We start from the raw sequence: 13016 nt of genomic DNA, 5'->3' as shown, positions 1-13016 counted from the left end.
CGGAGGTGCCACCGGCGGAGCGGGAGGGGCCGGCGGCAACGGCACCGGCACCGGCGGGGACGGCGGCGCCGGCGTTGTGGCATGCGCACCGTCGCCGATGAGCGGGCGACCCGTCAGGATCTGACTGGGGGCGTTGACCACATCCAGGACACCCTGTTCCAACACTTGCAGCGGCGAGACATTGGCCGCCTCCGCGCTGCCGTAGGCCCCTCCGGCCGCAGCCAGGGACCGCACAAATTGGTCATGAAATGCCGATACCCGCGCGCTGACAACCTGATAGTCGCGGCCATACGTACCGAACAACGCCGCGATGGCCGCCGACACCTCATCGGCAGCCGCAGGCAGTACCGTGGCGGTCGAGGCCACCGCCGCCGCGTTGGCAGAGCCGATCGCCGAACCGATTCCCGACAACTCCGAAGCCACCGCAACCAACTCTTGGGGAACCGCGACCAACACCGTGACATCTCCTCGGACTTGAACTCATCGACACCCAATTCGGCCGCCAGATAGTGGGCCCAGGGTTGTCGCACAAGCATTCAAGGCACGCCGCGGCATTCATAGGGCAAACAACATAGAGCTGCGCTGACGACAGTGCACTTTGCACAACGAATCGAACTTCGCCCTGGCAGCGACCCGCCCACTGCACGAGCTGTCGGGGCAAGCCTTAAGGACGGCGATTCATGATCGGGGCTTCGGTTTCGGTGTCGGCTTCGGTTTCGCCTTCTGCTTCGCTTTCGGCGTCAGCTGATGCCGGATAGTGCCTGTGCAGGCTGCGGCCGATCAGACTCGGCTGCGCGCTGGCGAAAACCGCTCAAGCTGCACCGGCGGCCCGACCGCTGACCGGGGCGGCCGCAGTTCAGCGACACCGTTGATGACGCTGACGACAACGCGGCTGTGACGGTCGAAGTTCAGGGTGCCATGTTGGAAGTTCTGGGTAACGTACTCGGGCTCCTGAATTTCGGCACTGGTGGGCAGTCCCAACGGGCTGTGTTCGTAGCCGAGGTTGCCCCAGGCTGCGTAGATGTCGCCGGTGACGGGCTGAGCTCCGCTTACCGGTGACCAGTAAATCGCCCCTCTCTCGAAGATGGCGTACCGCGTAGCTCCCGCTCCTTGCGATTCCGGCGACATCGGTAGGCCCAGTGCGCAGTTGATGCCGCCCATCGCCTGCCACCGGTCATAGATAGCGCCGCCTTGTAGCGACTGCACCAGGTCCTGGGCGCTGGGTCGCTTATGGAATCGCGCTGCTACGTCGCGAATCTCGTTCATCAAGCTGTATCCGAGTTTCCCCGGGCAATCGGTGTCACCGACGTCGCGGTGGGCAAGTATGCACGGCAGGTTCACGGCAGTGCCCCGGGGGATACGGGTGTAGGGTCCCCCGTCCGACGTCAACGAGACACTGCCTTGCGGGTCAATGCCATCCAGGGCCAGCCGCCACCCGAGTAAGCGCCCGACGGTGCGGATCTGAACCGGCGTAGGGCGCACCGCGTCGAACTCGCCGATCATGCACACCGCCCACGTGTTGCGGTTGAATCCGCCAGTGTGGGTGCCCTGAACCGGTCTGGCCATCCCGCCGAATCGGCCCTCGAATACCTGACCGTACTTGTCCACTAAGGCGTTGTAAGCGATGTCCGACCAGCCGAGATCACGGGTGTGGTAGCCGTAGATCGACCGCACAATCGCCGCCGAATCCTGCGGTGCGTAGCCATTTACACCGGCAGTGTGGTGCACAATGCCCGCCTTGATCCCGTTGTCGTACACCGGGGCTCGGCCGCGAATCGACTCGTCAGCACCCCATTGCGCGCGACTGATGATATTGGGCGCCTGCCCGGGCGCTTCGACCGCGGAAACCAAGATCGGATCCGCCGCCGCGCTCGGAGGTCGGACCACACCGCATGCGGAGACACCTAGACCCAGCACAATTGGTGTTGCAGCAGCGTATTTGAGCACGGCACGGCGCGAGACAGCGGGTTTCGCTGAGCACTCGCACCAATCACGCACGGCAACAAGGTAGCTCGCGATACCAACATTTCTGACACGACCCGCCGCAGTCGGCGACGGTTTAACACGGCCGATTCGCTGTGCTGCCAACGAGGTTCAATACACGAACAACGTGTGTCAATATGCATCGGTGGCCGGTCGGGCGCCGTCGAGGTGCGCGCGCTGACCACGAGGGCGCAGGCGGCGTCGATCCACCCGGCATATCGTCGGGTGTCCGGAATACCGTGTCCCAGCTGCGTAAACGCATCAACCGCTAGTCTCTTGTACATGCCCGCACCCTTTGATCTGCGCCGACTGGATGTGCCTGTCGTCCAGGCCGGCATGGGCACCGTCGCGCGTCACGAACTCGCGGCCGCCGTTTCCGAGGCTGGCGGCCTCGGAACGATCGCCGGTGCGCGTGCCCCGATTGCGGCCGAGTTGGATCACGCTCGCAGGCTCACTGGACGGCCCATCGCGGTGAACCTGTTGTTGCCCTTCGTGCGTCCTGGCGATGTGGAAGCGGCCGCCGCCGCCGATGTGATCGTGACGTTTTGGGGCGTTCCGCGGCGGCTTGCTGCAACCACCTGGATTCACCAGTGCGGCTCAGTCGACGAGGCGAAAGCGGCGGCTGCTGCGGGCGCGGACGGCGTGATCGCGCAGGGAGTTGAGGCCGGCGGCCATGTCCGCGGGACGACTCCAGCGCTGGATCTGCTCGAACAGGTGCGCCGGGCGGTGAACATTCCCGTCCTGGTCGCCGGGGGCATCGTCGACGTCGAAGGCGTGCGAGAGGCACTGGAAGCCGGTGCAGCTGCCGCTGTCGTCGGCACCCGCTTCCTACTCAGTGCGGAATGTCGCGCGCACCAGGAGTACAAGAAGCGGTGCATCGAGGCCAGTGAGACGGTGCTGACCGAATTTTTCGGGTTGGGCTGGCCTGACGCACCGCACCGGGTGATTCCCAACGTGGTCACTCGCCGGTGGGTAGGTAGCGACGCTCGGGGTCCACGCTGGATTCGCACCGGTAACCGGATCGCGTCGCACCTTGCCAACATGATGCCGGCCGCAGCCCAAGATCGTGCTGTCGCAACACAATTGCCGCCGTGGCTGCCCTTTGCCGTCCCCCAACCGCCCACCGACGACGCACCCGCCGCGTTGGTGGACGGCCGCCCGCTCTACGCAGGCGCCAGCGTTGGCCGTATCACCGACATCCGCCCGGCCGCAGAGCTCGTCAGGTTGCTCACCCCATAGCCGGGCCCATCACCAAACACGTTGGATCGCAAGTAGATGCGAATCACCTCCCGAGGGGGATCGGGATAAGCAGTCAGACGGCGAATCCGCCGTCGACGTTCCATGTGATGCCGGTGATGAACCCCGCCTCTGGACTCACCAGATATGCCACAGCACTGGCGATGTCCTCCGGCCGGCCGTAGTGACCGAGCGGGGTGAGTTCGCGCATCTGATCGGCGAATTCGCCGGAATCCGGATTGGCATCGGTTGCCGTCGGCCCCGGCTGGATGACATTCACGGTGATGCCACGCGCCCCCAACTCGCGGGCCAGTCCGCGGGTCAAACCGGTCACCGCCGCCTTGGTCATGGCATAGACCGCACTGCCCGTGCGGGGGACACGTTCAGCGAAGATGCTGCCGATCGTGACGATGCGCCCACCCGCATCCAGATGCGGAGTAACACGCTGGATCGCCACGAAGACACCCCGAACATTGACGGCCAACATCCGGTCGAAGTCCGCCATCGGATACGACTCGGCGACACCGGACTTGGTGATGCCGGCGTTATTGACCAGAATGTCCAAGCCGCCCAAGGTCGCCACGGCCTGATCAACCGCGTCGGTCACCTGTTTCGCGTCGGCGCTGTCGGCTTGGATCGGTATCGCGGTGCCGCCGTCGGCGGATATCTCCTCGCGAAGCTGGTCCGCCGGACGTGGCGACGCCGCGTAGGTGAACGCGACCTGCGCCCCGTCGGCGGCCAATCGTTTGACGATCGCCGCACCGATACCCCGCGAACCACCGGTTACCAGCGCGCGTCGTCCCGCTAAAGCGTTCACCCGCTACGCGCCTCCTCCGGATTCGAAGGTCTGTTGCGCCCAGGCCGCGAACGACTGCCACTCGATGTCGGAGTTTGCGGCATGTAGGTCCGCCAGATCGACCTGGTAGCCCGGTCCGTTGAGGAAACTCCACATCGCATGCATGTCGGTACTGCGGATCGACTCGAGTGGAGTTTGTTCCAGCCGTACCGGTCGGCCCAGCGCCGTGCCGAGCGCTTCGGTCATCTGCGCCGGTGTCGGGTCGTCGCTGGCAAGCTCAATGCGCTTGCCGACGTACGGTTTTGGGTCGGAGAGCACCTTAGTCACGAAGGCACCCAGGTCTGAGCGTGCCAGCTGTTGCAGCGAACGGTCGGGTGGTAGGGGCAGATCAAGGATCCCGGCGTAAATCCGGTCGACGCCGCCCAGCGCATTGTCGTAAAAGTAGGTAGGAGCGGTGATGGTGTAGGGCAGCCCACTGGCGGCCAGTTCCGCCTCGATGATGGCTTTGCTCTCGAAATGCGGTACGCCGCTGTGCTGGTCCGCGCCGGCAACCGAACTGAACACCAGGTGCGGCACCTGCGCGTCAACCGCCGCAGCCACGATGGCGCGCCCTTGAGCCACCTCCATCTCGGGCCCTGCCTCGAAGGGCGTGGTGACCGCAAAGACGCCGGCGACATCTCGCATCGCCGCGCCCAGCGCACTGCGATCGTCCAAAGACCCGGCGACGGCCTCAACGCCGCGCTCGCTCAGACGCCGAACCCGCGGCGAGTCCGGCCGTCGCACCAGGGCGCGCACGGGGTACCCACGTTCCAGCAATGCGTTGACGACCGCTCCACCCTGGCCGCCGGTAGCCCCCAACACCAGAACGGGAGGATCAGTCCTCGACATGATCGCCCCCGTCGCGTGGTTGCCAACCGGCCAGAAGACGCTCCATTTCGGTCAAGTCCTCGGCAAACACATCTCGTCGCGCCCGGGGACCGCACGCCTGCAAGAGCCGAGCGAAATCGTCGGCGGCTTTGCCGATCCGCGCCGAGAGGCCACCTGCATCCTGCTGAGCACCGAAGTCGTCGGTGGCCGCGTACACGCCGGTGGGCGACACGATCGCGTGCAGGTAGGAGAACATCGGCCGCAACGCATGTTCGAGCACCAGCGAATGGCGCTCGGTACCGCCAGTGGCCGCTATCAACACCGGCATGTCCGAGAGTGTCTCCTCGGGCAGCACGTCGAAAAAGGATTTGAACAGGCCGCTGTAGGAGGCGTTGAATGCGGGACTCACCGCAATCACCCCGTCGGCCTCGGCGACTGTCTCAAAGGCGGAGTCGAGCTCTGGCGAGGCGAATCCGGCCAGCATGGCGTCGATGATCGGGCGGCCCAGGGGCCGCAATTCGACCACCGAGGCGGTGGTAGTCAGATTCCGGTCGGCCAACGCCGCCGCCACCGCCGCGGTAATCCGATCGGCCAACAGTCGAGTCGACGACGGTTCGCGCAGCCCACCGCTGATGACCGCCAACTTCGTCATGCCTGCTGCTCCTCAGAACTGTCGGACTCCGCTGCGGCGCTCGGCGTCGGGCCCGCGCTGGCCGCGGCCTCCACCAGCGCCTCATGCGTGGGACCGCCGGGCACGTGATCTGGTCGACCGATCGCAAACTCTCTGCGTAGCACGGGGATAACGTCTTCGCCCAAAAGATCGAGCTGCTCCAGCACCACCTTCAACGGCAGACCGGCGTGGTCGATGAGGAACAACTGCCGCTGGTAGTCGCCGGCGTATTCGCGGAAGCTCAGCGTCCGATCGATCACCTGCTGGGGCGAACCAACGGTCAACGGGGTCTGGGCGGTGAACTCCTCAAGACTCGGGCCATGCCCGTATACCGGAGCATTGTCGAAGTAGGGCCGGAACTCCGCGACGGCGTCTTGACTGTTGGGCCGCATGAAGACCTGCCCGCCCAGACCCACGATCGCCTGATCGGCACTGCCGTGCCCGTAGTGCTCGAACCGCTGCCGGTACAACTGCACCATCCGTTTGGTGTGGAAGGCCGGCCAGAATATGTGGTTGGCGAAAAAGCCGTCGCCGTAATAAGCCGCGAGTTCGGCGACCTCGGGGGTTCGGATCGACCCGTGCCAGACAAACGGCGGCACCCCATCCAGCGGTTGCGGTGCCAGGGTGAAGCCCTGCAGGGGAGTGCGATACTTGCCGCTCCAATCGACGACCTCTTCGCGCCATAGCCGCCGCAGCAGCCCGTAATGCTCGACGGTAAGCGGGATTGCTGCCCGGATGTCCTGACCAAACCACGGGTAGACCGGCCCGGTGTTTCCGCGACCCAGCATCACGTCCACCCGGCCACCCGAAAGGTGTTGCAGCACACTAAAATCCTCGGCGATCTTCACCGGATCATTCGTGGTGATCAACGTGGTGGACGTGGACAGCAGCAGCCGTTCGGTCTGCGCGGCGATGTAACCCAGCAGCGTGGTCGGCGAGGAAGGCACGAACGGCGGGTTGTGATGCTCGCCGGTGGCGAACACGTCGAGGCCCACCTCTTCGGCCTTCTTGGCGATCTGCACGGTGGCGCGGATGCGTTCTGCTTCGGTGGGCATGTAGCCGGTTGTCGGATCCCCGGTCACGTCCCCGACGGTGAATATCCCGAACTGCATACCTGACATGGAGTCCACCTCACGACCGGGATGCGCTTGAACGACCGCGGTGCACAAAGCCGCCGTTGCCTGAAAAACGTTACGCCTCGCCCGCAGCACGAGTAAGTACTTGTTTGAAGAACTGCTCGTACGAACTGCCACACCAAACCCGGGAGTGTGATCACGACATGGTGCAACACAGCAACGCATGGCCCAGTCTGCGCGTCGACGACTGGACTCCCACGCGGGACACACTGCACATGTGGATGCAGATCGTCGGCAAGGTTCGGCTCGCGCATTCACCCATGGTCAATCACTGGTGGCAGGTCGCCTTGTACGTGACACCGCGCGGGCTGACCACCTCGGCGATCCCCTACGGGAGCGATGTCTTCGATATCGAATTCGACTTCATAGATCACCAGCTGGTAATCCGGAGCAGTTCCGGTGCAACAAGTTTGGTGGCGTTGGAACCGAAATCGGTCGCCGAGTTCTACGCACAGACCATGCAGACACTGGCGGATATGGGATTCCCCACCCGCATCCAGCCACATGCCAACGAAGTTGATCCCGCCGTGCCGTTCGACCAGGACGACCAGCACGCGTCCTACGACCGTGGCGCCGCCAATCTGTTCTGGCGCCAGCTGATCCAAGCCAACCGCGTACTCGGACAGTTCCGGTCACATTTCATCGGGAAGGTAAGTCCGGTGCACTTCTTCTGGGGCGCAATGGATCTCGCATGTACCCGATTTTCGGGCCGCAAAGCACCGCCTCATCCCGGCGGCGCACCGAATTGCGGGGACTGGGTCATGGTCGAGGGTTACTCGCACGAACTGAGTAGCTGCGGGTTCTGGCCGGGCGGGGGCGACGAGGGCGCGTTCTACGCCTACGCCTACCCGGAACCCGACGGGTTCGGCGATCATCCGGTCAGCCCCGCAGACGCCCACTACAGCAAGGACCTCGGTGAGTACGTCCTGCCCTACGAAGTTGTGCGGCAGGCAGCCGACCCCGATCGGACGCTACTCGGCTTCTTGCAGGACACCTACGAAGCCGCGGCCATCCATGCCCACTGGGACCGTGCCGCACTCGAAGACGATCCGAATCGCTGGGGCGCATACCGGACAGGCGCATGACCCTTGTTCCGCGTCCACTTCCGCAGAGAGTTTTCTCAACGCGTTGGTGGAGTTCAGTGGCTACGCCGGTCGCTAGGTTGGGTGAGTGCCCGACGAGGACTTCGATTCTTGTCCGTGTCGCAGCGGGGCTGAGTACAGCGCCTGCTGTGGTGCGTTGCATCACGGCCAGTGGCAGGCTCAGTCCGCCGAGGAGTTGATGCGGTCCAGGTATTCGGCCTTCGCCCGCGGGGACGCCGACTATCTGTTTCGCACCTGGCATCCGCGGACACGGCCGGCGGAGGTGACGATTGACCCGGACATCGCCTGGACTGGACTGGAAGTGATCGACACCGTCGCGGGCGGGTCCGAGGACGATCTCGGTGAGGTGGAATTCGTGGCGGAATTCGAGAACGCCGGACGCCGTGGGCGCCTGCACGAGCGCAGTCGCTTCCAGCGTCGCGCCGGACGATGGTTCTACCTCGACGATATGGCTCGATGACGACAGGTGCCCTGATGACGACAGGTGCCCCGATGACAGCGCCCCGATGACAGCGCCCCGATGACAGGGCCGCGATGACAGCGCCCCGATGACAGGGCCGCGATGTTGCCCAAAGGTTTAATTTCGGCCGCAAATGGGTAACGGCGATGCAGAGAACCGCCCGCTCGTAAGGTGCCCGAGTTCGAAACGTGAGGCGATCACCGTCCGCTCGATCTGAATTGAGGGTCCTATGCATACGAAACGTCTCGCGCGAGCTGGCCTGTCGGCGCTGGCCATCGCCACACTGTCCGGAGTGTTCGCGGCTCCGTCCGCGTATGCCGACAACAGCACCGTGACGTTCGAAGCCTTGGGGTCGGGCACCGCCATGACCATCGACACCGATCCGGCGGTCGACCGCGTCTACAACGCGCCGTTGCCGTGGAGCCGGACCGTACAGGCCGGCCCCGACGTGACCCTGTTCCAGGTGGTCGTCGTGGGCAGCGGCACGAACACTCCCGGCTGCCGCATCTCAATCAACGGTCATGTGGTGGCCGAACAGCCGGTCGGCGGTTCGGCGCACTGCATTTACTCGCGGTAGGCAGCCGCCACGCATCAGCCGCTGACTTGACGGTGAAGCGGTCCCCATAGACTGACCTGTCGTGGGCATGCTTTTTGGGTTTGCGCCGTGGATTGTCTATTGGGTGCTGGTCGGTAACGTCCCTTTCCCCACTGCCGTGTCAGTCGCGCTGCTGATGGCTGTCGCGGTGTTCGCCATCGGGCGGGCCTCCGGTAAGCCGGGGCAAACGCTCGAAATCGGTGCCGTCGCAACGTTTGTCCTGTTGGCGGTGCTTACTTTTGCGCTCAGTGACGCCTTCATGGCGCGCTGGATCCAGCCGCTCAGCAACGCCGGAATTCTGCTTGCGGCTTTGGTCGGGGTGCTGATCGGCAAACCGTTCGTCCGCGAATACGCTGCGGCCGAGCAGCCCGCCGACGTCATCAGGACCGACTTGTTCGCGCGCGTCACCACGACGTTGACTTGGATCTGGGTCGCCGCCTTTGCCGGAATGACGGTGTCGTCGGCGATTCCACCGATCGTGCAGCGGGACGCGACGATCCTGGACACCAAGACTCCGCTGTCGTTTCTGTGTTACTGGGTCATTCCGTTCTCACTGTTGGGCGCGGTGGCGCTGGCGTCGCGGTTCCTGGCCGAACGCATGCTTGCCGGCATCGACGACGTCGCTCGGGAGACGTCATTTGTGGCTTATGACGAAGCCACCATCGACGAGCTTTATTACCTGGCTCAGGAACACGCTAATCGCGAAGTGGGGCCAGGTAAGGAGGCCTACAACGTCAAGGTGGGCGGCATGGGCACCCCGCTGACCGGAGACGAGTCACGCAAATCCTGGCCGTCGACCTACCAAGTCAGAGACAAGAAGCATTAGCTGCGCTCGTCTCGTGTACACCGAGGCGTCAACTTGGCTTGTTACGTAATGCCGATGGAATCCAAAGCGAGAGCGGTCGCGATGATCGGAGCCGTGCTGGTCACGGTTGCGGGGTGCGCGCAGAGTGCTGCGCCGACATTGCCCACGTCCACCGGCAAGGCGGAATTGAGTACCCCGGCGGGCAAGCCGCTGCGCATCTCGCCGGACCGGATGCTGGTGGCTACGGGCGGCATCACACCGACCGCGTTCGGTAAACCCGCCCACGGCAAGATCGCGTACGACGCGGACGGCGCTGTTGTCTACACACCCGATGCCGGCTTCACCGGCACCGACGAACTGAGCGTCACCGTGAGCCGCGCCGTCAAGTCCTATGCCGAGGATCAGTTGCCCCTGGCAACCATCGGCGGCGTGGTCATCAAGGCCAGCGCCCACGGGTCTGCGATCGCCGCGGTGCCCGGCAGCAGCGACGAGATCTATGGCCTCACCGACCGGGGACCGAACGTCAACGGGCGGGCACCCAACGAGAAGGTGCTGCCCGTGCCCGACTACCACCCCCAAGATCGCCAAGCTCAAACTCGTCAACGGCATCGCGACCGTGGAGCGAACCATCACGTTGCAGGCACCGGAAGGCTCCCCGCTGGTAGGGCTGATCGACCCGCACGCCAGCACCGGCGAGTCGCTGGTTGACCTCAACGGCACGCCGCTGCCCCCCTCGGACTACGGAATCGACCCGGAGGGATTGGTGGCCACTGCCGACGGCATGTTCTGGGTGTCCGACGAGTACGGCCCCTACATCGTCCACTTCGACACCAACGGCAAAGAGCTGGAACGGTTTTCACCGTTCGACGGCACCCTGCCGGGTGAGCTCGGGCTACGCACACCCAATCAGGGGATGGAAGGGCTGACGATCACCCCGGACGGGAACACGTTGGTAGGCGTCATGCAGGCAGCGCTGCAGACCCCCGGGCTGCAAGGCCCGGCCAAGTCGGTCCCGATCGTGCGCATCGTGACCGTCAACCTCGTCGACCGCAGCATCGTGCACGAATACCTGTACCCACTGGCGAACCCGCAGGACTCGAATGTCGCGGTCTCCGACATCACCGCGCTCAGCGCCACCGAGTTCCTCATCGACGAGCGGGACGGCAAGGCGCCGCCGAATGCCAACAAGAAGATTTTCCTTGCCGATATTGCCGCCGCCACTGACGTCGGGCCCCATTCGACGGTCCCCGGCGCCACCTATCAGGCCGACGGTGGTGGATTGCTCGTCAATCGGATGCCTATCGAGACGCTGGTCGGAGCGAGCACCGACGCGGATGCGGTAGCCAAACTCAAGGCCGCGGGTATCTCCGTCGCCCGCAAGACACTCAAGCTCGACGTCGGCGAACTGCTGCGCACCCTGTCGGCCAACGGCGATTTCTTCGGTCACGACAAGATCGAGGGAGTTATCACCCCTGATGACGGAACCACCCTGATTCTGTCTAACGACAGCGATTTCGGGCTGGCCGGTCTCGCGTCGGGTACTCCGCCGTTCCGGCTCAAGCCCAAGACGCTGCCCAACGGGAGTCAGGACAGTGGCGAGTTCCTCGTCGTCGACACCAGCAAGCTGCCCGCCAAGACAGAATCCCAGGCGCTTCGCATCAAGGTCGGCTGACTGTTCAGGACAACGGGCGTAGTCGGAAGACCCGGATTTCTCTTGGCGCACAATTGATCCGGTAGTTGTCGAAGCCGGCGTAGTAGTCGATTGCATGGGCCCAGGCCGCATCGCGGGCGTCGCCGGTGAGCAGTTCGGCTCGGTACTGCCGGGGTGGGCCGATGAACTCCACGGTGCATTCGGGGTGTGCCAGCAGGTTGGCGCTCCACGCCGGGTGTTGCGGTCGCCCGTAGTTGGAACCGATCGCGACCAGGCCCTCGGTGTCCTGGAACAACGCCAACGGATGTGTGCGTGGTTTCCCGGACTTGGCTCCGGTGCTCGTCACCAGCCCGACTTTGTCGATGCCGGCACAACTCAGCCGTCCCTTCGTCCGCGGGATGAGCACCTTGTCGATACGCGGTGCAAGGTGCAGGAGGAATTGATAGCCGACGGGAGTCATCAACGTGCGTTCGATGAGTGCCTCGTTCAGACGCAGTCGGCGCCCACGCATCGGGCTTTCGCGCAGAAATGCCACGAGCGAACGATACGCCGCGACGAGCCTGCTGAACCGTGCAATTGTTCAGTGATGACCACCGAACCTGATTTCCCCGCGATGGCCGCTGCCCGCGGACGGATTGAGCCGTCACCGCGCCGGGTCCGCGGCTACCTTGACCACGAGCTGGTTTTCGATACCACGAACGCGCGCTACGTCTGGGAAATCCCTTACTACCCACAGTATTACGTGCCGTTGGCCGATGTGCGCTCCGACTTCCTCAGCGACGAGAACCATCCGCAGCGGGTACAACTCGGACCGTCGCGGTTGCACTCCTTGATCGGTGCCGGTCAGACCCACCCGTCCGCGGCACGGGTATTCGACGCCGACAGCGACAGCCCCGTCGCCGGTTTGGTGCGATTCAACTGGGAGCCGCTGCGCTGGCTGGAAGAGGAGGAGCAGATCTACGGGCACCCGCGTAACCCGTACGTGCGGGTGGATGCGCTGCGCTCGCAGCGGCACATCAAAGTCTCTTTGGACGGGGTCCTGCTCGCTGAGACCCGGTCACCGGTCCTGCTGTTCGAAACCGGCTTGCCGACACGGTATTACATCGATCCGTCAGACATCGCTTTCGAACATCTGGAACCCACGTCGACGCAGACGCTGTGCCCCTATAAGGGGGTGACGTCGGGCTACTGGTCGGTGCGGACGGGCGAGACCGTGCATGCGGATCTGGCTTGGACCTACCACTACCCGCTGCCCGCCGTCGCTGCGATCACGGGCCTGGTGGCGTTCTACAACGAGAAGCTCGACATCGTGGTTGACGGTCGTGCCCTGTCTCGGCCAAGCACCCACTTCAGCTGACGCCGGCCCAGGCGCGGTCGCGATGGGTCGCACCGGATCCGATCTAGCGTTAGAGATCGCCGACGTCGTGATCACTCGGGACGATCTGGCCGCACTGCCCGCGATCGTGGCCCTGGCCCGCCGGGCGCGCCGCGTGGTGAACGCGAACCTGGTGATCGCCGCCACGTTCATCGTCGTGCTCGTCGTTTTGGACCTGCTCGGACACCTGCCCCTGCCCCTCGGCGTCGCAGGCCACGAAGGGTCCACGGTCCTGGTCGGGCTCAACGGATTACGACTACTGCGCGACCGCGCCTGGGCCGGCGTCAGCTGAAGTGGGTGCTTGGCCGAGACAGGGCACGACCGTCAACCACGATGTCG

At 64.5% G+C, this 13016-nt stretch carries 15 protein-coding genes and 1 pseudogene; 9 read left to right on the top strand and 7 right to left on the bottom strand.

What is annotated here, in order from left to right:
• The coding region (locus A5636_RS02900; RefSeq protein ID WP_065157207.1) for a PE family protein at nucleotides 1-456 on the bottom strand (456 nt) is incomplete at its 3' end.
• A 324-nt stretch (nucleotides 457-780) separates the two neighbouring features.
• Complete coding sequence (locus A5636_RS02895) at nucleotides 781-1887, bottom strand: N-acetylmuramoyl-L-alanine amidase (protein ID WP_065157206.1); 1107 nt, start codon at nucleotides 1885-1887, stop codon at nucleotides 781-783.
• A 378-nt stretch (nucleotides 1888-2265) separates the two neighbouring features.
• Here A5636_RS02895 and A5636_RS02890 point away from each other — a divergent pair, with 378 nt between their 5' ends.
• Complete coding sequence (locus tag A5636_RS02890) at nucleotides 2266-3222, top strand: NAD(P)H-dependent flavin oxidoreductase (protein WP_065157205.1); 957 nt, start codon at nucleotides 2266-2268, stop codon at nucleotides 3220-3222.
• A gap of 73 nt (nucleotides 3223-3295) precedes the next feature.
• Here the strand turns inward: A5636_RS02890 and A5636_RS02885 are convergent, their stop codons facing one another.
• The 4 genes from A5636_RS02885 to A5636_RS02870 are packed head-to-tail and all read right to left on the bottom strand — an operon-like array spanning nucleotide 3296 to nucleotide 6664.
• The gene (locus A5636_RS02885; RefSeq protein WP_065157204.1) at nucleotides 3296-4036 is read right to left on the bottom strand and encodes a 3-oxoacyl-ACP reductase family protein; all 741 of its coding nucleotides are present in this window, start codon (nucleotides 4034-4036) and stop codon (nucleotides 3296-3298) included.
• 3 nt (nucleotides 4037-4039) lie between these two features.
• Nucleotides 4040-4903: an NmrA/HSCARG family protein gene (locus A5636_RS02880; RefSeq protein ID WP_065157203.1), complete on the bottom strand. Its 864-nt coding sequence runs from the start codon at nucleotides 4901-4903 to the stop codon at nucleotides 4040-4042.
• On the bottom strand, nucleotides 4890-5534 hold the full coding sequence (locus A5636_RS02875) for a CE1759 family FMN reductase (protein WP_065157202.1): 645 nt from the start codon (nucleotides 5532-5534) through the stop codon (nucleotides 4890-4892). The genes A5636_RS02880 and A5636_RS02875 overlap by 14 nt, the downstream gene beginning before the upstream one ends.
• Complete coding sequence (locus A5636_RS02870) at nucleotides 5531-6664, bottom strand: LLM class flavin-dependent oxidoreductase (protein WP_065157209.1); 1134 nt, start codon at nucleotides 6662-6664, stop codon at nucleotides 5531-5533. Before A5636_RS02870 ends, A5636_RS02875 begins: the two co-directional genes overlap by 4 nt.
• 167 nt (nucleotides 6665-6831) lie before the next feature.
• Between A5636_RS02870 and A5636_RS02865 the strand changes: the two genes are divergently transcribed.
• From A5636_RS02865 to A5636_RS02845, 6 genes are all read left to right on the top strand, one after another.
• Nucleotides 6832-7773, top strand: coding sequence for a DUF5996 family protein (locus A5636_RS02865; RefSeq protein WP_065157201.1), 942 nt, complete (start codon nucleotides 6832-6834; stop codon nucleotides 7771-7773).
• An 85-nt stretch (nucleotides 7774-7858) separates the two neighbouring features.
• Nucleotides 7859-8251 carry a YchJ family protein gene (locus tag A5636_RS02860; protein ID WP_065157200.1) on the top strand — a complete coding sequence of 131 codons (393 nt, stop codon included), beginning with the start codon at nucleotides 7859-7861 and terminating at the stop codon, nucleotides 8249-8251.
• Between the two features lie 229 nt (nucleotides 8252-8480).
• Complete coding sequence (locus A5636_RS02855; protein ID WP_065157199.1) at nucleotides 8481-8828, top strand: MmpS family transport accessory protein; 348 nt, start codon at nucleotides 8481-8483, stop codon at nucleotides 8826-8828.
• 61 nt (nucleotides 8829-8889) lie between these two features.
• A complete protein-coding gene (locus A5636_RS02850) occupies nucleotides 8890-9672 on the top strand; it encodes a hypothetical protein (protein ID WP_065157198.1) in 783 nt (260 codons plus the stop codon).
• Nucleotides 9673-9726: 54 nt separating this feature from the next.
• Nucleotides 9727-10359, top strand: coding sequence for an Ig-like domain-containing protein (locus A5636_RS27035; RefSeq protein WP_253900470.1), 633 nt, complete (start codon nucleotides 9727-9729; stop codon nucleotides 10357-10359).
• Entirely contained in the window at nucleotides 10268-11323 is a 1056-nt protein-coding gene (locus A5636_RS02845; protein WP_253900469.1) for an esterase-like activity of phytase family protein, read from the top strand. The genes A5636_RS27035 and A5636_RS02845 overlap by 92 nt, the downstream gene beginning before the upstream one ends.
• A gap of 4 nt (nucleotides 11324-11327) precedes the next feature.
• Here the strand turns inward: A5636_RS02845 and A5636_RS02840 are convergent, their stop codons facing one another.
• Complete coding sequence (locus A5636_RS02840) at nucleotides 11328-11837, bottom strand: nitroreductase family deazaflavin-dependent oxidoreductase (protein WP_253900468.1); 510 nt, start codon at nucleotides 11835-11837, stop codon at nucleotides 11328-11330.
• A gap of 51 nt (nucleotides 11838-11888) precedes the next feature.
• Between A5636_RS02840 and A5636_RS02835 the strand changes: the two genes are divergently transcribed.
• Both A5636_RS02835 and A5636_RS02830 read left to right on the top strand, forming a co-directional pair.
• Nucleotides 11889-12659: a DUF427 domain-containing protein gene (locus tag A5636_RS02835; RefSeq protein ID WP_065157197.1), complete on the top strand. Its 771-nt coding sequence runs from the start codon at nucleotides 11889-11891 to the stop codon at nucleotides 12657-12659.
• Nucleotides 12634-12969, top strand: a pseudogene (locus A5636_RS02830) (heavy metal translocating P-type ATPase); the annotation flags it as partial. The gene A5636_RS02835 and the pseudogene A5636_RS02830, both read left to right, overlap by 26 nt.
• Nucleotides 12970-13016: the final 47 nt, after the last annotated feature.

Source organism: Mycobacterium asiaticum (assembly GCF_001673315.1).
Lineage (GTDB): Bacteria > Actinomycetota > Actinomycetes > Mycobacteriales > Mycobacteriaceae > Mycobacterium > Mycobacterium asiaticum_B.
Note: the sequence above shows the minus strand (reverse complement) of the source record. Positions and strands in the feature narration are given on the sequence as shown.